The sequence below is a fragment of the Pseudomonas sp. CCC3.1 genome (genome assembly GCF_034347405.1).
GTDB lineage: Bacteria > Pseudomonadota > Gammaproteobacteria > Pseudomonadales > Pseudomonadaceae > Aquipseudomonas.
Window position 1 is genome coordinate 3,801,268 of the sequence record NZ_CP133778.1, and the last position, 23,513, is coordinate 3,824,780.

Annotated in this window: 20 protein-coding genes; 9 read left to right on the plus strand and 11 right to left on the minus strand. The window is 57.3% G+C overall.

The annotated features are described in order from the left end of the window. Positions 1-21: 21 nt before the first annotated feature. The 6 genes from RHM56_RS16660 to RHM56_RS16685 all read right to left on the minus strand — a co-directional run bounded on the left by RHM56_RS16660 (position 22) and on the right by RHM56_RS16685 (position 6,775). Positions 22-885 (minus strand): D-hexose-6-phosphate mutarotase, encoded by an 864-nt coding sequence (locus RHM56_RS16660; protein WP_322234061.1) that lies wholly within the window; start codon positions 883-885, stop codon positions 22-24. Between the two features lie 141 nt (positions 886-1,026). Then, entirely contained in the window at positions 1,027-2,376 is a 1,350-nt protein-coding gene (locus RHM56_RS16665; RefSeq protein ID WP_322234064.1) for a carbohydrate porin, read from the minus strand. 89 nt (positions 2,377-2,465) lie between these two features. Then, positions 2,466-3,626, minus strand: coding sequence for a sn-glycerol-3-phosphate ABC transporter ATP-binding protein UgpC (locus RHM56_RS16670; protein ID WP_322234067.1), 1,161 nt, complete (start codon positions 3,624-3,626; stop codon positions 2,466-2,468). Positions 3,627-3,628: 2 nt separating this feature from the next. Then, on the minus strand, positions 3,629-4,474 hold the full coding sequence (locus tag RHM56_RS16675) for a carbohydrate ABC transporter permease (protein ID WP_322234069.1): 846 nt from the start codon (positions 4,472-4,474) through the stop codon (positions 3,629-3,631). Beyond that, positions 4,467-5,375 (minus strand): sugar ABC transporter permease, encoded by a 909-nt coding sequence (locus RHM56_RS16680; protein ID WP_322234071.1) that lies wholly within the window; start codon positions 5,373-5,375, stop codon positions 4,467-4,469. Before RHM56_RS16680 ends, RHM56_RS16675 begins: the two co-directional genes overlap by 8 nt. 113 nt (positions 5,376-5,488) lie before the next feature. Then, positions 5,489-6,775, minus strand: a complete 1,287-nt coding sequence (locus RHM56_RS16685) for an ABC transporter substrate-binding protein (RefSeq protein ID WP_322234073.1) — start codon at positions 6,773-6,775, stop codon at positions 5,489-5,491. A gap of 353 nt (positions 6,776-7,128) precedes the next feature. Here RHM56_RS16685 and RHM56_RS16690 point away from each other — a divergent pair, with 353 nt between their 5' ends. Further along, positions 7,129-7,776, plus strand: coding sequence for an AP2 domain-containing protein (locus RHM56_RS16690; RefSeq protein WP_322234076.1), 648 nt, complete (start codon positions 7,129-7,131; stop codon positions 7,774-7,776). On the opposite strand, the gene RHM56_RS16695 is transcribed toward RHM56_RS16690, so the two are convergent. The 4 genes from RHM56_RS16695 to edd all read right to left on the minus strand — a co-directional run bounded on the left by RHM56_RS16695 (position 7,745) and on the right by edd (position 12,829). Next, positions 7,745-9,205, minus strand: coding sequence for an ATP-binding protein (locus tag RHM56_RS16695; RefSeq protein ID WP_322234078.1), 1,461 nt, complete (start codon positions 9,203-9,205; stop codon positions 7,745-7,747). The genes RHM56_RS16690 and RHM56_RS16695 overlap by 32 nt on opposite strands. Continuing rightward, positions 9,195-9,926 carry a response regulator transcription factor gene (locus tag RHM56_RS16700; RefSeq protein ID WP_322234081.1) on the minus strand — a complete coding sequence of 244 codons (732 nt, stop codon included), beginning with the start codon at positions 9,924-9,926 and terminating at the stop codon, positions 9,195-9,197. Before RHM56_RS16700 ends, RHM56_RS16695 begins: the two co-directional genes overlap by 11 nt. Before the next feature lie 123 nt (positions 9,927-10,049). After that, positions 10,050-11,006, minus strand: coding sequence for a glucokinase (locus RHM56_RS16705; protein ID WP_322234084.1), 957 nt, complete (start codon positions 11,004-11,006; stop codon positions 10,050-10,052). Continuing rightward, a complete protein-coding gene (gene edd / locus RHM56_RS16710; RefSeq protein ID WP_322234087.1) occupies positions 11,003-12,829 on the minus strand; it encodes a phosphogluconate dehydratase in 1,827 nt (608 codons plus the stop codon). The genes RHM56_RS16705 and edd overlap by 4 nt, the downstream gene beginning before the upstream one ends. Positions 12,830-13,036: 207 nt before the next feature. Here edd and gap point away from each other — a divergent pair, with 207 nt between their 5' ends. The 7 genes from gap (at position 13,037) to RHM56_RS16745 (ending at position 20,136) form a co-directional block, all read left to right on the plus strand. Beyond that, complete coding sequence (gene gap / locus RHM56_RS16715) at positions 13,037-14,038, plus strand: type I glyceraldehyde-3-phosphate dehydrogenase (RefSeq protein WP_322234090.1); 1,002 nt, start codon at positions 13,037-13,039, stop codon at positions 14,036-14,038. Between the two features lie 4 nt (positions 14,039-14,042). Continuing rightward, positions 14,043-14,507 (plus strand): methylglyoxal synthase, encoded by a 465-nt coding sequence (locus tag RHM56_RS16720; RefSeq protein ID WP_322234093.1) that lies wholly within the window; start codon positions 14,043-14,045, stop codon positions 14,505-14,507. Between the two features lie 172 nt (positions 14,508-14,679). Further along, on the plus strand, positions 14,680-15,198 hold the full coding sequence (locus RHM56_RS16725; RefSeq protein ID WP_322234096.1) for an RNA polymerase sigma factor: 519 nt from the start codon (positions 14,680-14,682) through the stop codon (positions 15,196-15,198). A gap of 51 nt (positions 15,199-15,249) precedes the next feature. Next, complete coding sequence (locus RHM56_RS16730) at positions 15,250-16,218, plus strand: FecR family protein (protein WP_322234099.1); 969 nt, start codon at positions 15,250-15,252, stop codon at positions 16,216-16,218. A gap of 118 nt (positions 16,219-16,336) precedes the next feature. After that, positions 16,337-18,934, plus strand: a complete 2,598-nt coding sequence (locus tag RHM56_RS16735) for a TonB-dependent receptor (RefSeq protein WP_322234102.1) — start codon at positions 16,337-16,339, stop codon at positions 18,932-18,934. A gap of 112 nt (positions 18,935-19,046) precedes the next feature. Continuing rightward, the gene (locus RHM56_RS16740) at positions 19,047-19,655 is read left to right on the plus strand and encodes a biliverdin-producing heme oxygenase (RefSeq protein ID WP_322234104.1); all 609 of its coding nucleotides are present in this window, start codon (positions 19,047-19,049) and stop codon (positions 19,653-19,655) included. Positions 19,656-19,713: 58 nt separating this feature from the next. Further along, complete coding sequence (locus RHM56_RS16745; RefSeq protein ID WP_322234106.1) at positions 19,714-20,136, plus strand: YbaN family protein; 423 nt, start codon at positions 19,714-19,716, stop codon at positions 20,134-20,136. A gap of 62 nt (positions 20,137-20,198) precedes the next feature. Here RHM56_RS16745 and arcD (RHM56_RS16750) read toward each other — a convergent pair whose 3' ends face one another. Next, positions 20,199-21,626 (minus strand): arginine-ornithine antiporter, encoded by a 1,428-nt coding sequence (arcD, locus tag RHM56_RS16750; protein WP_322234109.1) that lies wholly within the window; start codon positions 21,624-21,626, stop codon positions 20,199-20,201. Positions 21,627-22,075: 449 nt separating this feature from the next. On the opposite strand from arcD (RHM56_RS16750), the gene arcD (RHM56_RS16755) reads away from it, so the two are divergent. Beyond that, the gene (gene arcD / locus RHM56_RS16755) at positions 22,076-23,503 is read left to right on the plus strand and encodes an arginine-ornithine antiporter (RefSeq protein ID WP_322234112.1); all 1,428 of its coding nucleotides are present in this window, start codon (positions 22,076-22,078) and stop codon (positions 23,501-23,503) included. Positions 23,504-23,513: the final 10 nt, after the last annotated feature.

Sequence of the window (23,513 nt, forward strand, 5' to 3'; positions counted from 1 at the left end):
CTCCTACACTTATTTGTGGGGCTAGGCGTTACACAGCCCTGCCCGCGCTTGCAGGCTCAGGTGCGCTTGCTCGCCAGGGGCCAGGCTTTGGGTCTGGGCGCCAGCACTGGCGGACTCGACACAGACAAAACCCATCACTTCATTCCAGCTCACGCCCAGCAAGGGCCGCTTGCCCGGATGCCAGATCACGGTGTTGGCATGATCCCCAGTATCGATACTCAGGGCCCGCTGCCAGGCGTGGTCGTTTAGCTGCATTTCGCCTTCGTGCTGGAACACCCGCTGGCAACCGCCCGCGACGCGCAGTTCACCTTTTTGCTGACACACCTCACGATTGAGCTGATCGTAGCCTTGAGCGCCATCAAGCCCGGATAGCGCTACCTCCGCCACATCACCAATACGCCAGTAAGCTCGCAACGCCTGACTCACCTGGCACGGCTCATCGTCCTGATGTTCGGTGCTCAAACGCAATTCCATGTCTTCGCCCAGCCGTGCATGCAACTCAACCTGCCAATCGCACAGTTGCAAACGCCAATGCAGGGTAACGCCCTCTTCATCTGAACTGCTGTCCAGCAGTTTCCAGTCGATCAGCCGCGCCCAACCATGGGATGGCCAGGCATTTTCGCTCGGATGGCGCCCATACCACGGCCAAAATATCGGCACGCCACCGCGGATCGCCCCGACCTGCGGCCATTTGGCGGCACACCACAACCAAGGTTTTTGCCCAGTTGGCTTGAAGTGCAGCAGTTGCGCCCCCTGACGACTGAACACCGCTTGGCAGTGCGGATGATCGATCACCAGCACATCGCGTTGCTGAAAGCGCTCCCACTGGAAAACCGGCTGTTCGCGTTTGGATTTAAAAAAACGGTGAAGCGGATGCTCATGCATGTGCCGCAGTCCTGAAAATCATGTCGCCCAATGTACCGCCATCGCAGATTCGCTAAAGCTCGGCAGTGCTGACACAAAAAAGCGGATAGCCAAGGCTATCCGCAAATTGCGCACAACAAAACGGAGCTTATCGCAACAACGTTAGAACACCGACTGAATTTTCAGGCCAGCCACCAACGCGTTGTCAACTTGGTCCACACCACCCGGGTGAGTGATGTACTGCAAGTTGGGACGCACGGTAAGCCAATTGGTCACGTGGAAGCCGTAGTTGATTTCGTAGTTGTACTCGGTGGAGCGCAGCGGTGAATACAGCGGATCGCTGTAGTCGGTCGCACCGATGGCCGCGTTGGCCAGCTCAGCGTTTTTCTTCACGTCGTCGTTGACATGGATACGGGCAAAGCCAATGCCGATGTCATCTTTTGGACGTGCATCGAACGGGCCTTTGTACACAAACATCAGCGACTGGTAGTTGTCGACAATGTTGGTGGCCTTGTCGTGGAAGGTTGCGTTGGCCGCGATATTCAGGCCGCGCGAAGCATCACCGTTGTGGCTGGTGAGCTGTTGCTGAACCACGAACCAGTAGCCGTGCTTGCTGTCATGTACGCGATAGCTCTGACCGGTGGTGGCCGCGTCATTGCCGTTGATGTCTTCACGCAGGTCAGCAGCAGGCGCCGTGCTTTTGTAGTAACCGACACGGTATTCGCCAGGCAGGTTATTGACCTTAGGCGACCAGACCAGCTCGACAGGCAACACAGTGCCTTTGGTGCCGCTGCCGCTAAGTTTGAAGCCGTTGCCGTGCTCCAGTTGCGACGGGTTCTGGTTGTACGCGCCGATCTGCGCATAGAACTCAGGCGTGATGTTGTACTTCACACGCAGTGCCGCCTGGCTGACCGGCCAGTTGTACCAGATGTTAGTGGCCCAGTTACCCACCTGCGAACCGCAGAACGCCAGGTTCTGGAATTCACACGGGAAGGTGTTGAAGTCTTCGCCCTCACCGAAATAACCGGCTTTGACGTCCAGCTTGCCATCAAGGAACTGATGCTGGATGTACAACTGGGTCAGACGCACCATGTGGCCACGGCCGTAGACCTCCTGGGAAGAACTCAGGGTGCCCGCACGTGGATCGCCAACACGGTCGTTGGAGATGTTTTGCCCGTTGCGGTTGGTGAGCTGGATCTTGGCCTGGGTGTTATCCCAGCCCCACAGCTTTTGCAGGTCCAACGCCACGCCCAGACCAAACTGGTCGCTGTAGCGCGCTGTTTTATCGTTGTTGTAGCCACCATGCAAGTTGGCGCCCACTTCACCGACGTAATCAGCCTTGATGTCGATCCCCTGTTCGATGAGCTTGGTCCGCTCGCCGCCCCAATCGCCGGTCATCCACTTGGAATCGGCGCTGAACGCTTCGTCTGCCATCGCATTGGCAGAAAGAACCAGCGCGGCAACCGCTGACAGCTGGCAGATCAACCGAGTGTTGGTGTGTTGCTTTTTCATCCCTACATCCTCGTCTTTATTGTTATTAACTGTTTTTGTCTAACGCGGTTTACTGCTTTTTCCGAAACATCCTTCCCCGAAAGGAAGATTCAGCGTCCTTTGAATTGGGCGACGTTGTCGGCACGATCCTGTGCAGGCAACGAAGCGGCTGTGCCCAAGCGCTCACCGGTTTGAGCATCGAACAGCAACACTTTGGCCGGGTCGAACTGCAGGTTCAGGGCCTCTCCCACTTGTGGAGCAACATCAGGCGCGAGGCGGCAACACACTTTGACGCCGTTCAGTTGAACGAACACCAGGGTGTCCGGCCCCGTCGGCTCGGTCACTTGTACATCGGCGCGAAGAGTCGGTCCGCCCGTGACCTCGGCCGAGGCCAGGACGATTTGCTCCGGACGCAGACCCAGGATCACCTCACGGTCTTCCAGGCCTGCGTCGTTCATGCTCATCGGTAACTCACAACGCGCCTGGCCACTGTCCAGCAGCGCCACCAGACGGCCGTCCTTGCGCTGCAAGCGCAGCGGTATGAAGTTCATCGGCGGCGAACCGATAAAGCTCGCGACAAACAGGTTGGCCGGATCGTTGTAGATCTGCTTGGGCGTACCGAACTGCTGGATGATTCCGTCTTTCATGACCGCCACTTTGTCGCCCAGGGTCATGGCCTCGATCTGGTCGTGGGTCACGTAGACGGTGGTGGTTTTCAAGCGCTGGTGCATCAGTTTCATTTCGGTGCGCATCTCGACCCGCAGCTTGGCGTCGAGGTTGGACAACGGTTCGTCGAACAGGTAAATCTTCGGTCGACGCGCCAGCGCACGGCCCATCGCGACACGCTGCTGCTGGCCACCCGACAACTGGCCCGGCTTGCGATTGAGCAAATGTTCGATCTGCAGCAGCTTGGCCACCCGGGCAACTTCTTCGTCGATGGCCGACTGCGCCATCTTGCGGATCTTGAGGCCGAATTCGATGTTCTCGCGCACGCTCATGGTCGGGTACAGCGCGTAGGACTGGAACACCATGGCGATGTCACGGTCCTTGGGGCTCATGCCGCTGACGTCTTCGTCATCAATCATGATCGCGCCGCCGGTGATGTTCTCCAGGCCCGCTATGCAGTTCATCAGGGTCGATTTGCCGCAGCCCGATGGTCCTACCAGGATCAGGAACTCGCCGTCCTTGATCGACAATTCGATGTTTTTCAGGGTGTCCGGCAGGCCAGCACCATAGGTCTTGTTTACGTTACGAAGCTCAAGCGTTGCCATGATTACCCCTTGACCGCGCCGGCCGTCAGACCGCGCACGAAATACTTGCCTGCGACCACATAGACCAGCAGGGTCGGCAGCCCGGCGATCATCGCCGCTGCCATATCAACGTTGTATTCCTTGACCCCGGTGCTGGTGTTCACCAGGTTGTTCAGCGCCACGGTAATGGGCTGTGAATCACCACTGGAAAACACCACGCCGAAGAGGAAGTCATTCCAGATCTGGGTGAACTGCCAAATCAGGCAAACCATGATGATGGGGGTCGACATCGGCAGAATGATCAGACGAAAAATCGTAAAGAAACCCGCCCCATCCAAGCGTGCGGCCTTCACCAGCGCATCGGGAATGCTGACGTAGTAGTTGCGGAAAAACAGTGTAGTAAACGCCAGGCCGTAGACGATGTGCACGAACACCAGGCCGGTGGTCGTGCTGGCCAGGCCCATCTTGCCCAAGGTAAACGAGGCAGGCAGCAGTACCGTCTGAAACGGCAGGAAGCAGCCAAACAGCAACAGACCAAAGAACAGCTGCGAACCGCGAAAGCGCCACATCGACAACACGTAGCCGTTCAACGCGCCAATGGCGGTGGAGATCAGCACCGCCGGGACAGTGATCTTGATCGAGTTCCAGAAGTAACCGTCGACCGTGGCCCAGGCCTTGACCCAGCCAATGCCGGTGACCACGGTTGGCCAGCTCAGCAGGTTACCGGTGCTGATGTCTTCCGGGGTTTTGAAGCTGGTCAACAGCATCACCACCAAGGGCACCAGGTACAGCAGTACGGCGAAGATCAGCACGGCATAGATTGCAATACGGCTCAGGCTTAAAGAGCGCTTGCCAGCAAGACTATTCATTGCGCTTGCTCCTTAGCTCGGAATACAGGTAAGGCACGATGATCGCGAGAATCGCACCGAGCATCAGAATCGCACTGGCCGAACCCACGCCCATCTGACCGCGGCTAAAGGTGAAGGAATACATGAACATGGCTGGCAGGTCGGACGAATAGCCCGGGCCACCGGCTGTCATCGCCGCCACCAGGTCAAAACTCTTGATCGCGATGTGCGCCAGGATCATCACGGCACTGAAGAACACCGGGCGCAGGCTTGGCAGTACCACTTTCCAGTAGATGCGCGGCAAGCTCGCGCCATCGATCTGGGCCGCACGAATGATCGATTGATCAACCCCGCGCAGGCCTGCGAGGAACATCGCCATGATAAAGCCCGAGGCTTGCCAGACAGCCGCGATGACCAGGCAATACACCACGCGATCAGGGTCGATCAGCCAGTCCAGACGAAAACCTTCCCATCCCCAGTCGCGCAGCAGCTTGTCCAGCCCCATGCCGGGGTTGAGCAGCCACTTCCAGGCGGTACCGGTGACGATCATCGAAAGCGCCATCGGGTACAGGTAAATAGTGCGAATAAACCCTTCGCGACGGATGCGCTGATCAAGGAATACCGCCAGCGTTACGCCAATCACCAAGGTGATGCCAATAAACATGCTGCCGAACACGGCCAGGTTCTTGCTCGCCACCCACCAGCGGTCGTTGTCGAACAAGCGCTGATACTGCGCCAGGCCTACCCACTGGTAAGTCGGCAAGAACGTTGAATTGGTGAACGAGAGAACAAACGTCCACAGGATGTAGCCATAGAAGCCCACCAGAACGATGAACATGCTGGGCGCCAGTACCAGTTTTGGTAGCCAGCGCTGCAAGGCATCGAAGGGCGAGACTTTCCTGAACGCAGCAACAGAACTCATGGAGAGAACCCGAGCAAGGAAAAAGTAGAGGCTGGTCCTTGTAGGAGCGAGCTTGTCTCGCGATCTTTTGATCATCTAAAAGATCGCGAGGCGAGCTCGCTCCTACAGGAGGGTTACTTAGCGGATTTGATCGCCGCGCCAAGTTTTTTGGCGGTGTCGGCCGGGTCGGCCTTAGGGTCGTTGATGTAATTGGTGATTACGTCAAAGAACGCCCCCTGCACAGCCAGCGTGGTTGCCATGTTGTGCGCCATGCTTGGCTGCAGGCCGCCGGACTTGGCGTCAGCCAGGAAGTCCTTGGCCGAGGTCTGGGCACAGGCGTCAAAGCCGAGCTTTTCCATGTTGTTCAACATGTCGTTGCGAACCGGAATTGAGCCCTTGTTGATGCTGAAGACTTTCTGGAAGTCTTCACCCAGCGCCACTTTGGCAATGTCCTGTTGACCTGCTTTGGTACCTTCGTCTTTCACCTTGAACACCGCCAAAGAGTCGATGTTGTAAGTGAAGGCTTTGTCGGTGCCCGGGAAGGCTACGCATTCATAGTCTTTGCCGGCGATTTTCTTGGCGGCGGTCCATTCACTCTTGGCCCAGTCGCCCATGATCTGCATGCCGGCCTTGCCGTTGATGACTTTGGCCGCTTCCAGGTTCCAGTCCTGGCCTTTGCCATCGGCGTCCATGTAGGTCGCCACTTTCTTCAGTTCAGTCAGCGCCTTGACCATTTCCGGGCCGGTCAGGGCCGCGTTATCGAGGTCAACCAAGGCCTTCTTGTACCCATCAACGCCCATGACCGAGAGCACGACGGCTTCAAAAACCGTGCTGTCCTGCCAAGGCTGCCCACCGTGGGCAAGCGCAATGAAGCCCGCAGCCTTGAGCTTGTCACCGGCGGCGTAGAATTCTTCAAGGGTGGCAGGTGGTTTTTCGATACCGGCCTTTTTAAAGACCTCCGGGTTGATCCACAGCCAGTTCACACGGTGAATGTTCACCGGCACGGCCACGTAGTTGCCCTGGTACTTCACGGTATCGGAGACTTTCTTGTCGAGCAGGCTGTCCCACTTCTCTTCTTTGGCGACATTCTTCAGAACGTCAGTGTCGAGCAGCCCGGTGGAGGCCCACTCCTGAATGTCCGGCCCTTTGATCTGCGCCATGCCTGGCGGGTTGCCAGCAACCGCACGGCTTTTGAGCACGGTCATCGCGGTAGCACCGCCACCACCGGCAACTGCGCCGTCTTTCCAGGTAAAGCCGTCTTTCTCGACTTGAGCCTTCAGCACATCTACGGCCGCTTTTTCGCCACCGGACGTCCACCAATGCACCACTTCAACCGAACCTTTGGAGTCGGCAGCATAGGTGTTCAGAGGGAAAAGAGTTGCGAGAGATATGACAACGGCGAGGCGATTGAATGAATTCATGTGATGACCTTTATTGTTGTTATAGCTGTGCAAGTCTTTTTGCTTGCGCTGCTAAAGAGTGTATCCACGCCCCACGGGGCCCACGTAACGAACAGATGTTCATATGTCACTGTCTTGTGACATTAGACCCATGACAATAGACGCCTGCAGCAATATTTCAGCATGGTCAAAGCCAGTTCTCTCTATGCCCCTCTTCGTTGAAATCACCGCCTCACAAGGTATTTTCCGCATTGACTGTAGGACGCATCCCGAAGTCGTTTTCCCACGTTGTACACGCAAATAACATCAGCGAGTCTGCCTCTCATCGTCACTCTAAAAGAACGGATGCCGACACCCTTCAGGAGATATGACTCATGTCAGAACGTAAATTAACGACTCGCAATGATTGCTTTATTTACCCCGTCAAAGATAAGAACGGTCGACCCTACGCCTGGAAAATCGAAATTCAGCGCTCAGGCAAAGTGCACGCGCAAGTCTTTGACTTTGTCGAACACGGCGGTGAGATCGCAGCGCTGGAAGCCGCTGAAATCATGCGTAATCAACTGGTACTGAAAATGCCGCTGTCTTTCACCTATGAAAGCCGTCAGCGCCTAATGCCTCACAACACCAGCGGCCACGCTGGGGTGTATCGGGTCCAGTCCAACCAGATCGATTATTGGCGCGCAACGACGCGCATACATGGCTACAACCTGAGCAAGAGCTTTCGAATTGATCGTTACGGAGAAGAAGAGGCCAAACAGATGGCATTGCAGGAGCGCGAGCGGCAATTAACGCTGTGCAACGACCCGTATGACGTGGCCATGGAGAAGTTGCAGTTGCACTTCAGCCAGACCAGCCGACGCGTGCGTGAAAACCGCATCAAGGCGGCGATGCACAAAACCCGCGAGTTGAAAACGGCCATCGAAGAGGTTGCAGGCCCGGATCTGGAACCGGTGTTGCCCATCAGTGCCGAGCAGGCCAGCCTGTCCATCAGTCGGCATTTCGCGGCAAGTACAAAGTGACCCGCAAACCACCTGTACGCAGGTTTTGCAAGCTCACTTCACCGCCGTGACTGTGGGCAATGCTGCGCGCAATCCCCAAGCCAAGGCCGTAGCCCTGTTGTTGCCCGGCCAGACGAAAATGGGGTTCAAAGACCTGTTCCAGGCGCTGTTCAGGGACGCCCGGCCCTTCATCGTCCACCGTCAAGGTAAAGGCATGTTTGTCGTCTTCAATGCGCAGGTGCGCGTAGTTACCGTACTTGAGGGCGTTATCAATCAGGTTGCCCACACAGCGACGCAAGGCCAGCGACTTGCCTGAATAGGGGCTGACGGCCCGCCCCTGCAATGTCACGCGGCCATTGCCTTGCGGCAGCAGGTAAGGCTCGATCAGGCAATCCAGCAGCGTATTCAAATCCACCGGCTCGATGTTCTCGTGAATATCGGTGTCTTTGACGCACTGCAAGGCGCCTTTGACCAGCATTTCGAGCTCATCCAAGTCGCGACCAAACTTATATTGCAACTGTTCGTCATCCAGCAGTTCAACCCGCAGCCGCAAGCGGGTGATGGGCGTGCGCAAGTCATGGGAAATGGCACTGAACAATTGCCCACGCTCAGTCAGGTAACGGCTGATGCGGGCGCGCATGGTGTTCAAGGCCCGCCCGACCTCAACCACTTCACTGCCGCCTGCGATTTCGACGGGCTGGACATCGTCCTCACCCAATGACATGTCTCGCGCAGCCTTGGCCAGACGCTTGAGCGGGCGGCTTTGCCAGTGCACCAACACGCCAATGAACAACAGCAAAAAAATGCTGCTGAGCACGATAAACCACACCTGCAAGGCTGGCAGCCCCTCTTCTTCAAGGCTGGTGTAGGGCTGCGGCAACAGCGAGGCGATGTACAGCCACTCCCCTTGGGCCATCTTGATCTGAGTCACCAGCACGGGCGGATTAACAGGTTCGAGGGTCAAGGCGAAATGCGCCCAGGAGCGCGGCAGTTCGTCGAGCTTAAGGCCCGCGTTGAAGATACGCAGGTCCTGAGGGCTGACAAATTTTACTGACATGTCGACACCCGGCCCCAGCGACTGGCGCAAGACTTGATCGACGGCGTCCATGACCGCCTGCTTGCGTGGGGTCGGCTCCAGCACCTGCATGTCCAGGGGCTTGTCATTGAGGCTCACGACAAAGCGCGTACCGCCCATGCTGCGCATCTGATCCAGCACCAGCGGACGATACGCCAGCGGCAAGGAGCGCAAATACGTCACCGTCGCATTCATCGAGTGCGCCATGCTGCGCGCACTGTTCACCAGCCCCTCAAGTTGCGTGGTGCGCAGTTGCGACAGCCAGATCGCACTCGACAGGGTCTGCGCCAGCAAGATGGCAAGCAAGGTCAGTAGCAACATACGACCCAGCAATGAGCGAGGCAGACGTATTTTTCGCAGGACCTTAATGGCCATTTCCGACCGTGACCTGGGCCGCCAACTGATAACCGCTGCCACGGATGGTGCGGATAAGGCGCGGCGGCTTATCGGTGTCTCGCAGGCGTTGGCGTAAACGGCTGACAGCCATGTCGACAATACGGTCGAGCGGCATCAGATCGCGCCCACGGGTCGCGTTGCCAATGGTGTCGCGATCAAGGATATGCTGCGGATTATCCAGGAACAGTTTGAGCAGGGCGAAGTCGGCCCCGGACAAAATCACCTCTTCACCATCGATATGAAACAGGCGATGGGTCACGGTATTCAGCCGCCACTCGTCGAAGGCCATGATTTCGTTGCCGCTGCCCGCACTGGAAAATTGTGCGCGGCGCAGCAATGCCTTGATGCGCGCTTGAAGTTCACGGGGGCTGAAAGGCTTGCCCAGATAATCATCAGCGCCCAGTTCCAACCCGATTACACGGTCGGTTTCATCGGAACTGGCGGTGAGCATGATGATGGGTGTCTGCGCGAAACGCGGGTGTTGCCGCACCCAACGACACAGGCTAAAGCCGTCTTCGTCGGGCAACATCACATCCAGAATCAATAGATCACTCGATGCCTCATTGAGGGCCTGCCGAAAACCGGCCCCATCACCCACAGTACGCACCTGGAAACCGGCACGGGTGAGGTAGATATCAAGGAGCTCCCGAATTTCCTGGTCATCGTCGACCAGCAAAATGGATTTGCCGGGTGTACTCACAGGTACTGATCCTTATTGTTGTTATGGACGAAGATCTCCCTGTAGGAGCGAGCTTGCCTCGCGATCTTTTTAAAGGTCAAAAGATCGCGAGGCAAGCTCGCTCCTACAGTTAAAAGTCTCTCCTCAACCGAACGTTTGCTGTAACGCCACGCCTGCGCCAATCAAACCTGAGTAAGGCGCCGTCACCAGCCAGACCGGAATACCCTTGAGGTAGTCGCTCATGCAGCCTTTGTCAGCAAAGCTTTTGGCAAACCCGCTGTTCAAGAAAATATCGGCAAAGCGCGGTATCACGCCGCCGACAATGTACACCCCGCCACGCCCGCCGACGGTTAATACGTTGTTGCCCGCGACACGCCCCAGCCAGCAACTGAAATGCTCCAGCACCTGCAATGCCACCGGATCACCCGCCAAAGCCGCAGCGGTGATCGCCCGATCGCTGTCCAGCACCGGCTCATGCCCGTCGACCGCGCAGATTGCCCGATACACACGCGGCAAGCCGCTGCCACTCAAGATGCTTTCGGCGCTGACGTGGCCGATTTCGTTGTAGATGTGCTGCCACAGTTGCACTTCGCGCGGGTTGCTCATGGGCAGGTCGACGTGCCCGCCCTCCCCCGGCAAGGCCATCCACTGCTCGTCGCCCAGGTTGAGCAAGGTGCCCACACCCAGCCCCGTGCCCGGCCCGATCACCACCGCCGGGCGCGCCGGATCGGCAATACCGGGGCACACCTGAAGCACGTCTTCGGGCTCCAGGCGCGTCATGCCCAGCGCCATGGCGCTGAAGTCGTTGATCAGCAGCAGGTGATCGACCTGCAAGGTTTCGCAAAACGCCGACCGGCTCAAGCGCCAATGGTTGTTGGTAAAGCGAAACTCGTCGCCACTCACCGGCCCGGCCACCGACAGGCACACCGAGCCGACCGCCCCAAGGCTTATGTCCAGACTTTGCAGGTAGACCTTGATCGCCTCTTCCGGACAGGTGTAATCAGCCGTGGCCAGTACGTTGACGGAGCGCAGTTGATCGTTTTCCCACAGAGCAAAACGTGCGTTGGTGCCACCAATATCACCGACGAGGGCGAGCTTCATTTCAGGTTTTCCAGAGCCGAGGTAAAGGTACTCGCGCCCTGCTCAGCCGAACTGAAGGCCTGACGCATAAACGCAAACAACTCACGCCCAGTGCCGACGGCATTACTCAAGGTGCCAACGGCCGGGGTGCGCGCCGCGAATTCTGCCTCATCTACCAGCAGTTGCAACGTACCTTTTACGCCATCGACCCGAATCAGATCGCCGTCCTGGACTCGCGCCAGGGCGCCGCCAATCGAAGCTTCGGGGCTGACGTGAATGGCTGCCGGAATTTTGCCCGACGCGCCGGACATCCGTCCGTCGGTAATCAGCGCCACTTTGAAGCCGCGATCCTGCAACACGCCGAGGAACGGGGTCATTTTGTGCAGCTCGGGCATGCCGTTCGAACGCGGGCCCTGAAAGCGCATCACCGCGACAAAGTCGTGTTCCAGTTCACCGGCCTTGAAGGCGTCGGCCAGTTGCTGCTGGTCCTGAAACACCCGCGCCGGGGCTTCAACAATCTGGTGCTCTGGCGCAACCGCCGAGACCTTCATCACCCCGCGCCCCAGGTTACCTTCCATCACCCGCAACCCGCCCTCAGGCGAAAACGCACGAGCCACCGGACGCAAGATCGATTCGTCGAGGCTTTCAATCGGGCCATCACGCCATACCAGATTGCCGTCCACGAGGAACGGTTCACGGGTGTAACGGCTCAGGCCATGACCGGCCACAGTGTTGACGTTTTCATGCAGCAGGCCAGCCTCAAGCAACTCGCGAATCAGGAACGCCATACCGCCCGCGGCCTGGAAGTGGTTGATGTCGGCTTTGCCATTTGGATACACATGGGACAGGGTTGGCACCACCTCGGACAGGTCGGCCATGTCTTGCCAGGTCAGCTGAATACCGGCCGCCATGGCAATCGCCGGCATGTGCAAGGTGTGGTTGGTGGAACCGCCAGTGGCATGCAGCGCGACGATGGAGTTGACCAGTGAACGCTCGTCCACGATCTCGCCCAACGGCATGAAGTCGCCGTTTTGCTTGGTCAGACGGGTCACTTGGTGCGCGGCTTCGCGAGTCAGTGCATCGCGCAGTGGCGTGTAAGGATTGACGAAAGACGCGCCCGGCAAGTGCAGGCCCATCACTTCCATCAGCAACTGATTGGTGTTGGCGGTGCCATAAAACGTGCAAGTGCCAGGGCTGTGGTAGGACTTCATTTCCGATTCCAGCAGTTCTTCACGGCTGGCTTTGCCTTCGGCGTAGCGTTGGCGTACGTCGGCTTTTTCCTTGTTGGAAATGCCCGACGGCATTGGCCCGCCCGGAACAAAGATCGTTGGCAGATGGCCGAAGCGCAGCGCGCCCATCAACAGGCCCGGCACGATCTTGTCGCAGATTCCCAGCATCAATGCGCCATCAAACATGTTGTGCGACAGCGCAACGGCGGTCGACAGCGCGATCACTTCGCGGCTCAACAGGCTCAGTTCCATCCCCGCTTCGCCTTGGGTCACGCCATCACACATAGCGGGCGTGCCACCGGCGAACTGGCCCACGGAACCCATTTCACGCAGCGCTTGTTTGATTTGCTCAGGGAAGTGCTCGTAGGGCTGATGCGCCGAGAGCATGTCGTTATATGACGAAACAATTGCCACGTTGGCTGCGTTCATCAGTTTCAGGCTGTTTTTATCTTCCGTGCCACACCCGGCCACGCCATGGGCGAAGTTGGCACATTGCAGCTTGCCGCGTTGCGGACCGTCGCTGGCTGCACCGCGAATAAGCGCCAGATACGCCTCGCGGGTTGCACGACTGCGGGCAATAAGACGCTCGGTGACTTCAAGAACGCGGGGATGCATGTGTTGAACTCCAGGCTAACGGATGTGGCGACCTGTACGTGTCCTATGCTGACGGAGGCTCGCAGACGCGGCTTCAGTCATTTGGACCCGTTGATTCAGGTCACTCGTTGTAGATAAAACAAAATATTGCCACTTAAATGGCTTGTTTTCTATTTTTATGAGAATAATCTTGTAATTCCAACAACAAATTGATGACAGGTGCTTTCCATGACACTACGAATCGCAATCAATGGTTTTGGCCGGATCGGCCGTAACGTCCTGCGAGCACTGTATACCCAAGGCTACCGACAGGACTTGCAGATCGTCGCCATCAACGATTTGGGCGACAGTTCGATCAACGCTCATCTGCTCAAGTACGACACGGTTCATGGCACATTCGACGCCACCGTTGAGCATGACCAAGAAAGCCTGACCGTCAATGGTGACCGCATCAATGTGACAGCCATTCGTAATCCGGCTGAGCTGCCATGGGCTGCGCTGAAGATTGACGTGGTGTTTGAATGCACCGGGTTTTTCACTGAACGCAACAAGGCTGAAGCACACATTACCGCTGGCGCCCGCAAGGTGATTATCTCCGCACCGGGCAAAAACGCCGATGCGACAGTGGTCTATGGCGTAAACCACGACATTCTGCGCCAATCGCATCAGATTATTTCCAATGCATCCTGCACCACGAACTGCCTGGCGCCGGTAGCACAAATTCTGCACCGTGAATTTGGCATTGAAAACGGCTTGATGACCACCATCCACGCCTACACCAATGACCAGAACCTGACCGACGTGTATCACACCGACCCGTACCGCGCGCGCTCGGCAACCCAGAACATGATCCCGAGCAAAACCGGCGCCGCCGAAGCGGTGGGTCTGGTGTTGCCAGAACTGGCCGGCAAGTTGACCGGCATGGCCGTACGCGTACCGGTGATCAACGTGTCACTGGTCGACCTGACCGTTGAGCTGAAACGCGAAGTCACGGCAGCCGAAGTCAACGCCGTGTTCAAAGAAGCCAGCCAACACTCCAAGGTACTGGGTTACAACAGCCTGCCACTGGTTTCCAGCGACTTTAATCACAACCCGCTTTCGTCGATTTTCGACGCCAATCACACCAAAGTCAGCGGCAAACTGCTGAAAGTGCTGGCGTGGTACGACAATGAGTGGGGCTTCTCCAACCGTATGCTCGACAACTGCCTGGCGCTGCACAACGCGGAGTAACGCGATGATCGGTATCAGCTTCACCACGGCTACCTTGGCGGCGCGCAAGCGTATCGCCCTGGTGGCCCACGATCACTGCAAAGGTTTTTTGCTGGACTGGGCCGAACGCCACCAGGCACAACTCAGCCAGCACGACCTGTGCGCCACTGGCACCACCGGCCTGTTGCTCAGCCAACGCCTGGGGCTGCCGATCGAAAGCATGATCAGCGGCCCACTGGGCGGCGATCAGCAGGTTGGCGCACGGATCGCTGAGCAGAAAGTCGACATGCTGGTGTTTTTCTGGGACCCGTTCGAGCCACAGCCCCACGACCCGGACATCAAAGCCCTGCTGCGCGTAGCGGCGGTCTGGAACATTCCGGTGGCAAGCAATGAATGCACGGCTGACTACTTGCTCAGCAGCCCCCTGATGGACCAGCCGCACGAGCACCGCATTCCGGATTACGCCGCGTATTTGAAAGGGCGCGTATAAATCAGCGCTCCTGCAGGATCACGATGAACCCGTAGGAGCGAGCTTGCCTCGCGATCTTTTGATCTTAAAAATCGCAGCCTGCGGGCACTCATCCAACAAATCCAAAACATCACTTGACCAACCGCACAGATGATAAGCATTATCATTCGCTCAAAATCGGTCGGGTAGCACTGTGAGTCAGTCCCACTTCAATCAAGTCTTCCTTACTCAGCGGGTGACCTTGCTGCGCACGTTACAGCGGATGGTGCATAACCCCAGTACCGCCGAGGACTTGCTGCAAGAGACTTACCTGCGGGTAACCCGCGCCTTGAGCGAGCGCACAGTCGAGCATCTGGAACCGTTTGTCTTTCAGACAGCGCGCAATCTGGCGCTCGATCATCTGCGTGCCCGCCGCATTCAGGCGCGCACGGTGGTTGAAGATGTCCCGATGGAAGTCATTGAAGGGATTGCCTCCCCGCTCAGCACCCCGGAAGAGGCCCATCAAGCCGCGCAATTACTGGAGCGTTTGAGTGTGAGCCTGAGCCAATTGAGCGCACGCCAGCAGCGTATTTTTATTCTCAGCCGCCTGCATGGCTGCAGCTATCAAGAGATTGCCCAAGAGCTTGACGTCTCATTGAGTACGGTTCAGAAGGAACTGAAATTGATCATGGCAATCTGCATCGGGGTAGCCGACAGGCTTAATCGGCCTTAACCTTAAGCGCCGAAGCCCACAAGCCAGCCCTGAAACTGCCAAGGAACACCCGTGACGGACACTCACCAATCTGCTGCGCCTGAACCGGCGCACAAGGTGCTGCAAGACAGCGCCATGGATCAGGCACTGGACTGGCTGATTACCCTTGAGTGTGCGAGCGACGAACAGAAAACCGATTTCAACACCTGGCTGAATGCCGACCCGGCGCATGCCCAAGCCTTTGCCAAAGCCACCGCCATCTGGAACGGGCAACCGGTGCTGGATGCCGCGCAAACCCTGCAAACCCGTCGAACGCCTAGCCTGCTGCGCCGTATCAGCAGGCATTGGAAGCACGTGGCTGCGGCGGCTGTGCTGGTTCTGACGGTGGGGGGTTACAGCAATGTGCCGTTACGCCTGCAAGCCGATCACCTGACCGTGATAGGCGAGCGCCAGCGCCTGCAACTCGAAGACGGCTCAAAAGTGCTGCTCAATACCAATTCGGCCTTTTCCAGCAAAGTGGTCAACGCTCAATCCAGTGCCCGCCTCTATCAGGGCGAAGCGTTTTTTGAGATCCCGGCCAATCTTGAGTTTCCGATGGTGCTGGATGCCGGGCCGGTGCGCGTCAGCGTGCGCGATACCGCCTTTGCCGTGAGCTACCTCAATGGCGAAGCGCAGGTACGGGTGCAACGCGGTGATGTGGATTTGCGGGTGAACAGTGTCGGCGCGCAAATGCGCTTGTCGGCCGGTAACAGCGTCAGCATCGGCCCCAACGGTTTCAGCCGTACCACCAAGCTCAACCCCCAGACCGACCTGGCCTGGGTTCAAGGCCGACTGGTGTTTGAAAACTGCCCGATGGGCAAAGTGCTGGATGAAGTGCGGCGCTATTACCCCGGCTGGATCGTCAACAACAACGAAAAGCTGGCCCATGTAGCCGTCACCGGCAACTACCGCCTCGACCAGCCGCTAGACATCGTGCGTTCCCTCGCCCACATCACCTCAAGCAGCGTCTCTGAGTTCCCCGCGCTGGTCATTCTTAATTAGTTGAATATTTTTTTACTCGATGGCCTTGGGTCATTCGTCTCGTTGTAGTCAATGCAACTGATTCGCATTTTGAGTCAGCTTCGCAACTATAAGATTCGTTCACCACGGAGCGCTATCAATGCCCACACGTTTCAACAACCGGTCTTCATCCAACGCCCGCACTGGCGGCTTGCACCAGTGCACATTGTCGTTGTTGACCGTTGCCATGCTTCTGGCTGGCGTACAGGCCGCACCGGCCTTGGCCGCAACCGATCCGCAGCCAGCCAGTCGCACCGTGGGCAATTACAAGTTTGCGATCGCTCAGCAGCCACTCGCATCTGCCTTGAATGACTTCAGCAGCGTGACCGGCTGGCAAGTCGGCCTGCCGGCAGAGCTGGCACAGGATGTATCCTCACCGGGCGTACGTGGCTCTCTGACCCCGGAAAAAGCCCTGGATCGCCTGCTCACCGGCACCAACCTGACTTACCGCAAGCTGAGCAACAACAACATCGTGCTCGAAACACGCAGCGCGACCTCCGGCACCCTGGCCTTGCAGCAAGTCACCATCAGTGCCACGCGTAACGCGCAAGACGTCAGCGCCGTACCCAGCACCGTGACCGTTCATGACCGCCTGGATCTGGACCGCGAAAACGTTAACACCATCAAGGATCTGGTTCGCTATGAGCCCGGTGTTTCGGTAGGCGGCGCCGGTCAGCGCGGCGGTATCACCGGCTACAACATTCGCGGCATCGACGGCGACCGAATCCTGACCCAAATTGATGGCGTTGAAATCCCGGACTCGTTCTTCAACGGCCCTTACGCCCAGACCCAACGCAACTACGTTGACCCTGAAATCGTCAAAAGCGTTGAAATCCTTCGTGGCCCGGCGTCCGTGCTGTACGGCAGCAACGCCATTGGTGGTGCCGTCAGCTACTTCACCCTTGATCCGGATGACATCATCAAGCCGGGCCAGGATGTCGGCGCCCGCCTGAAGGCCGGTTACAGCTCGGCTGATCGCAGCTGGCTCAAATCGGGCACCGTGGCCGGTCGCTCGGGTGACTTCGACGGTTTACTGCACTTTAGCCAGCGCGATGGCCACGACACCGAGTCTTACGGCGATCGTGGCGGCAATGGCCTGGCCCGTACCGCGGCCAACCCGGAAGACGTGAGAACCACCAACGTGCTGGCCAAGGCAGGCTGGAATTACAACGATGACGACCGTCTGGCCTTCACTTACGAGAAGTACAAAAGCCACGACGACGTCAATGTGAAAAGCGCCGTGGGCGGCCCGTACAACAACGGTCAAGCACTGGGCATGTACCGCTCGCGTACCGGCACCGACACGGTGAGCCGTGAACGCTTCGGCCTGGTCAACACCATGGCTCTCGACAGCCTGGTTGCTGATCACATCAAGACCAGCCTGAACTACCAGATCGCCAAAACCGATGAGAGCACGCTGGAAAATTACTTCCCGTTCTCCCGTAACGTCATGCGTACACGAGATACCAACTACCAAGAGAAACAGTGGGTACTCGACGCCCAGGCGGACAAGGCCTTCAGCATCGGTGAAACCGATCATTTGCTGACTTACGGCGCCACCCTGAAAAACCAGAAAGTCACCAGTTCGCGCAGCGGCTCGGGTACTTGCCTGGCAGTGGGTGCAGGCTGCACGGCGGTCGGCGCCAACAGCCCATCTGATTATCTGGCCAAGTCCAGCGACTTCCCGGACCCAACCATCAACACCTATAGCCTGTTCGCCCAGGACCAGATCAGCTGGAACGACTGGACGTTCTCGCCGAGCTTGCGTTACGACTACACGCGCCTGACGCCGCACATTACCCAGGAATTCCTCAACACGATTCCGGCGAGCGAACGCGCCAACGTCAGTGACGAGAAAAAAGTCTGGCACCGCGTATCGCCAAAATTCGGCCTGACTTACGCCCTGACCGAGCAGTACACCTGGTACGGCCAATACGCGGAAGGTTTCCGTACCCCGACTGCCAAATCGTTGTACGGCACCTTTGAAAACCTGGCAGCCGGTTACAAAGTGGCGGCCAACCCGAACCTGGAACCGGAAAAAAGCAAAAGCTTCGAAACGGGTCTGCGTGGCAAGTTTGAGGCTGGCACATTTGATGTAGCGGTGTTCTACAACAAATACCGCGACTTCATTAACGAAGACGCCATCACCCCCGGCTATAGCGAAACCACCTTCCAGAGCAACAACATCAAACACGCCACCATCAAGGGTGCCGAGGTTAAAGGTCAGCTCAACCTGGATGTATTCGGTGCACCTAAAGGCCTGTACACACGTGGCTCGGTGGCCTATGCCCACGGTAAAAACGAAGACAACGGCGAGCCAATCAACAGCGTCAACCCTCTGAAAGCCGTTATGGGCTTGGGTTACGAACAGCAAGCGTACGGCGCCCTGGTCAGCTGGACACTGGTTAAACGAAAAGACCAAGTGGATGACACCAGCTTCTTTGCCCCGGACGGCACCAGCAAACAATTCAAGTCGCCTGGCTATGGCGTGCTCGACCTGACGGGCTTCTACAAAGTCACCAAGGACGTCACCGTCAACGCGGGCCTGTACAACCTGACCGACAAGAAATACTGGAACTGGGATGACGTGCGCGGCTACGACAGCGTCGGTGAAGCGGGCGTGCTCAACCCTGCCAACATGGACCGTTTGACCGCTCCAGGCCGTAACTTCTCGGTCAATCTGGTCTGGGACATCTGATCATGAGCCTCACTGCGCAGTTCTTTTATGCGGCGCAGTGAGGAATTTTTACTGTGATGCGTCTTCTTGATCGTCTAGTTACAAAGCGCATCTCATTCTCAAGGATATTTGCATGACCACTCCAGATACCGCAGCGCGTCCTGCCTTGCGTTCTCAACGTTTGAACCAGATCACCAACGAGCCGCATCAAAAGCTCGACGCGCTGGTCAAGGCACACAAGCCCTTTGAAACCCGCGAGAATTTCGCCCGCTTCGTCGTGGCCCAGTACCTGTTTCAATCCGAGCTGCAATCGCTGTACACCGACGCAGCCCTGCAGGAAATCGTTCCTGATCTGCCGGCGCGTTGCCGTGCAGAACAAGCCAAGGCTGACCTGGCTGACCTGAACACTGCCGTTCCTGGGCCTGTTGCCGGTGCCGTCAACGCGCCAAGCAAAGCCGAAGCCTTGGGCTGGATCTTTGTGTCGGAAGGCTCCAAGCTTGGCGCCGCGTTTCTGATCAAGCGTGCAGTGGCGCTGGAACTGAGCGAAACGTTTGGCGCTCGCCACTTGGGCGAACCTGCTGGCGGCCGCGCTGAAGGCTGGAAAAGCTTCGTCAAAACCCTCGACGGCCTGGAACTGAGTGCCGAAGAAGAAGCTGATCTGGACAAAGGTGCAGTAGCCGCCTTTGAACGTTTTACCGTATTACTGGAACATGCTTACGCTGCTGAGCCTGAACTGGCCTAAGCAGGATCTGCTCGGTCAGCGAGCGCTGACCGAGTATCTTTTTCTGCGCCTTGAGCCTATGACACACCCAACTCAATCCTCATCCAAAATCGCCCGCGTCCTGTTTGGAGTGCTGGCCTACGTAAGCTTGGGCATTGGCCTGATCGCCATTGTGATTCCTGGCTTGCCGACCACCGAATTCATTTTGCTCGCCGCCTGGGCCGCGACCAAAAGCTCCCCGCGCCTGAGTGCCTGGCTCGAAAATCACCGTTTGTTTGGTCCAATCCTGTTCAACTGGCGCAACGGTAAAATCATCCAGCGCAAAGCCAAAGTCAGCGCCACCATCAGCATGCTGCTGTGCGCCGGGTTAATGCTTTACGTACTTGATCACGGCTGGCCGGTGTTCCTGGCCATTGCTGGCATGAGCATGGGCAACCTGTGGATCTGGTCACGGCCAGAACGGCTGCCCTTGGTCGCCGCAACGACTGATAAACCTTTGTAGTCGCTGCCGCAGGCTGCGATGGGTTGCGTAGCGACCCCAAGGTTTCGAGGGTTCAACGGCCCTTATAGCGTCAACGCCCCGCTGTACAGCGCATACCCCGCCCCCAGTGCAGCAATCACCACCGCCCCGAAGATTATCGGCTCCGCGCCCTTGAACAGCGGCTCTCCCTGCTCACGCTTGGCTTTAGCGAACAGAAAAATCCCCGGCGCGTAGAGCAAGGCCGAAAACAGCAAGTATTTTGGCCCCGCCGCATACAGCAACCACATCGCGTAAATCATCGCGATGGCCCCCACCAGCAGATCCTTGGCCCGCCGCCGACTGGCCAGCTTGTAGGTCTCGCCGCGCACGCACAGCAGCACCGCATACGCGGCCGACCAGAAGTAAGGCACCAGAATCATCGATGAAGCGAGGTAGATCAGCGTGGTGTAGGTGCCCGACGACACCAGCGTGATGATCAAGAACACCTGGATCATCACGTTGGTCAGCCACAAGGCGTTGACCGGCACATGGTTGGCGTTTTCCTTCCTCAGGAACGCGGGCATGGTTTTGTCCCTGGCCGTAGCGAACAGAATCTCGGCGCACAGTAACGCCCACGACAACAACGCCCCGAGCAACGAAATGGCCAGCCCGATACTGATCAGGATCGCGCCCCACTCGCCGACCACATGCTTGAGCACACCGGCCATCGAGGGGTTCTGCAAGCCCGCCAGTTCAGGCTGGGTCATGATGCCCAGCGACAGCACGTTCACCAGCACCAGCAAGGCCAGCACGCCCAAAAAGCCAATCACCGTGGCCTTGCCCACATCCGAGCGTTTTTCGGCCCGCCCTGAATAGACACTGGCGCCCTCGATCCCGATAAACACAAACACGGTGACCAGCATCATGTTGCGCACCTGGTCCATCACGCTGCCCAGGCTGGGCATTTCAGCGCCCCAAAAATCCTCAACAAAAATGTCCGCTTTAAACGCGACCGCGGCCAACACGATGAACATCACGATCGGCACAATTTTCGCGACGGTGGTCAACTGGTTGATAAACGCGGCCTCCTTGATGCCGCGCAGGACCAGAAAATGCACACTCCAAAGCAATACCGAGGCGCAGCCAATGGCAATCGGTGTGTTGCCCTGACCAAACACCGGCACGAAATAGCCCAAGGTGCTGAACAGCAGCACAAAGTAGCCAACGTTGCCCATCCAGGCGCTGATCCAATAACCCCAGGCAGACGAGAAACCCATGTAGTCGCCAAAACCAGCCTTGGCGTAGGCATACACCCCGGAGTCCAGTTCCGGCTTGCGGTTGGCCAGCGTCTGGAACACGAAAGCCAGCGCCAGCATCCCCACAGCGGTGATGGACCACCCGATCAACACGGCACCGCCAGCAGCACGCTCCGCAATATTTTGTGGCAGCGAAAAGATGCCGCCACCAATCATCGAGCCGACGACTAACGCAATCAGGGCGTTGAGTCGAAGCTTCTGTGTCTGCTGTGACATCGCCACCTCTTTGTTTGATTAATTATCAACGGATATCCGGCTACAGATGTTCACTGAACTAATTATAGGAACCGCTTATTCGTCTATACCTGTTGCGCCATAAACATTCATTTTTTAATAACAACCTTTTCTATTGAAGCCCAAAAAAGCACTTCACATGTAGATGATATTTTCATTTACGCAACGATCAGATGAAACATGAAGCTGACATTTGCAAATCTGCAAATAGTGTCTAGCTTCAACCCCTACGACACAACCGTAATAGCCGCCGCATGACCTGAAACCCTTTTAATAAAGGCTTTTCAGGTCGCGTCAAGAAAATGCGCAATTGCGACCTCTCCCCTTTACTGACAATGGAATGTAGTAATGCCCTGATCTATGTCAACTACCTGAATAAACAACGGAATAACCTTTTAGGCCTCACTTCTCCTGGATTGGAGTCACTACAAATGTCTGATACTCCTGGAAAACTTCGACTGGGTGCATTGGTTGCTCTGGTAGTCGGCTCGATGATTGGTGGCGGCATCTTTTCGCTGCCACAAAACATGGCCGCAAGTGCTGATGTCGGTGCGATTTTAATCGGTTGGGCAATTACTGCGGTCGGCATGCTGACACTCGCTTTTGTGTTTCAGACCCTCGCTAACCGAAAACCTGATCTGGACGGCGGTGTTTACGCCTACGCCAAGGCTGGTTTCGGCGACTACATGGGTTTCTCGTCGGCCTGGGGCTACTGGATCAGCGCCTGGCTCGGCAACGTCGGCTACTTCGTGCTGCTGTTCAGCACACTGGGGTACTTCTTCCCGATCTTCGGTGAAGGCAACACCCCGGCGGCGATCATCGGCGCCTCGGTATTGCTTTGGGCCGTGCACTTCCTGGTCCTTCGCGGCATCAAAGAAGCTGCGTTTATCAACCTGGTGACCACCGTCGCCAAAGTGGTTCCGCTGGTTCTGTTCATTCTGATCGCGGTATTCGCCTTCAAGCTGGACATCTTCACCAGTGACATCTGGGGCCTGAAAAACCCGGATCTGGGCAGCGTGATGGACCAAGTGCGCAACATGATGCTGGTCACCGTGTGGGTGTTCATCGGTATCGAAGGCGCGAGCATCTTCTCTTCCCGTGCCGAAAAACGTTCAGACGTGGGTCGAGCCACTGTGATCGGTTTTATCACCGTGCTGCTGTTGCTGGTACTGGTGAACGTCCTGTCGCTGGGCATCATGACCCAGCCCGAACTGGCGAAATTGCAGAACCCGTCCATGGCCGCTGTGCTTGAGCACGTCGTGGGTCACTGGGGTGCGGTGCTGATCAGCGTTGGCTTGATCGTGTCGTTGCTGGGTGCCCTGCTGTCGTGGGTGCTGCTGTGTGCCGAGATCATGTTCTCGGCCGCCAAAGACCACACCATGCCGGCCTTCCTGAAAAAGGAAAACGCCAACCATGTACCGGTCAACGCCCTGTGGCTGACCAACGCCATGGTGCAGGTGTTCTTGATCATCACCCTGTTCTCGGCCAGCACTTATCTGTCGCTGATCTACCTGGCGACCTCGATGATCCTGGTGCCATACCTCTGGTCAGCGGCCTATGGCTTGTTGTTGGCGGTGCGCGGTGAGACTTACGAAAACGCCCTGGCTGAACGCAAGAAAGACCTGATCATCGGCTCTATCGCACTGATCTACGCCATCTGGCTGATCTATGCCGGCGGCCTGAAATACCTGCTGCTCTCGGCTCTGCTGTACGCACCGGGCGCGATTCTGTTCGCCAAGGCGAAACGCGAGAGTGGCCAGCAAGTGTTCACCAGTATCGAGAAAGTGATTTTTGCCGCCGTTGTCATCGGTGCCCTGGTGGCGGCGTTTGGCCTCTACGACGGCTTTTTAACCCTGTAACTCCCTGTTT

What these genes read in the sequence shown, in the direction of transcription:
- RHM56_RS16660 (WP_322234061.1), bottom strand. Translation starts at nt 885, where the DNA reads ATGCATGAGCATCCGCTTCACCGTTTTTTTAAATCCAAACGCGAACAG.
- arcD (WP_322234112.1), top strand. Translation starts at nt 22,076, where the DNA reads ATGTCTGATACTCCTGGAAAACTTCGACTGGGTGCATTGGTTGCTCTG.
- edd (WP_322234087.1), bottom strand. Translation starts at nt 12,829, where the DNA reads ATGCATCCCCGCGTTCTTGAAGTCACCGAGCGTCTTATTGCCCGCAGT.
- RHM56_RS16735 (WP_322234102.1), top strand. Translation starts at nt 16,337, where the DNA reads ATGCCCACACGTTTCAACAACCGGTCTTCATCCAACGCCCGCACTGGC.
- RHM56_RS16745 (WP_322234106.1), top strand. Translation starts at nt 19,714, where the DNA reads ATGACACACCCAACTCAATCCTCATCCAAAATCGCCCGCGTCCTGTTT.
- arcD (WP_322234109.1), bottom strand. Translation starts at nt 21,626, where the DNA reads ATGTCACAGCAGACACAGAAGCTTCGACTCAACGCCCTGATTGCGTTA.
- RHM56_RS16685 (WP_322234073.1), bottom strand. Translation starts at nt 6,775, where the DNA reads ATGAATTCATTCAATCGCCTCGCCGTTGTCATATCTCTCGCAACTCTT.
- RHM56_RS16665 (WP_322234064.1), bottom strand. Translation starts at nt 2,376, where the DNA reads ATGAAAAAGCAACACACCAACACTCGGTTGATCTGCCAGCTGTCAGCG.
- RHM56_RS16705 (WP_322234084.1), bottom strand. Translation starts at nt 11,006, where the DNA reads ATGAAGCTCGCCCTCGTCGGTGATATTGGTGGCACCAACGCACGTTTT.
- gap (WP_322234090.1), top strand. Translation starts at nt 13,037, where the DNA reads ATGACACTACGAATCGCAATCAATGGTTTTGGCCGGATCGGCCGTAAC.
- RHM56_RS16720 (WP_322234093.1), top strand. Translation starts at nt 14,043, where the DNA reads ATGATCGGTATCAGCTTCACCACGGCTACCTTGGCGGCGCGCAAGCGT.
- RHM56_RS16740 (WP_322234104.1), top strand. Translation starts at nt 19,047, where the DNA reads ATGACCACTCCAGATACCGCAGCGCGTCCTGCCTTGCGTTCTCAACGT.
- RHM56_RS16695 (WP_322234078.1), bottom strand. Translation starts at nt 9,205, where the DNA reads ATGGCCATTAAGGTCCTGCGAAAAATACGTCTGCCTCGCTCATTGCTG.
- RHM56_RS16675 (WP_322234069.1), bottom strand. Translation starts at nt 4,474, where the DNA reads ATGAATAGTCTTGCTGGCAAGCGCTCTTTAAGCCTGAGCCGTATTGCA.
- RHM56_RS16690 (WP_322234076.1), top strand. Translation starts at nt 7,129, where the DNA reads ATGTCAGAACGTAAATTAACGACTCGCAATGATTGCTTTATTTACCCC.
- RHM56_RS16680 (WP_322234071.1), bottom strand. Translation starts at nt 5,375, where the DNA reads ATGAGTTCTGTTGCTGCGTTCAGGAAAGTCTCGCCCTTCGATGCCTTG.
- RHM56_RS16670 (WP_322234067.1), bottom strand. Translation starts at nt 3,626, where the DNA reads ATGGCAACGCTTGAGCTTCGTAACGTAAACAAGACCTATGGTGCTGGC.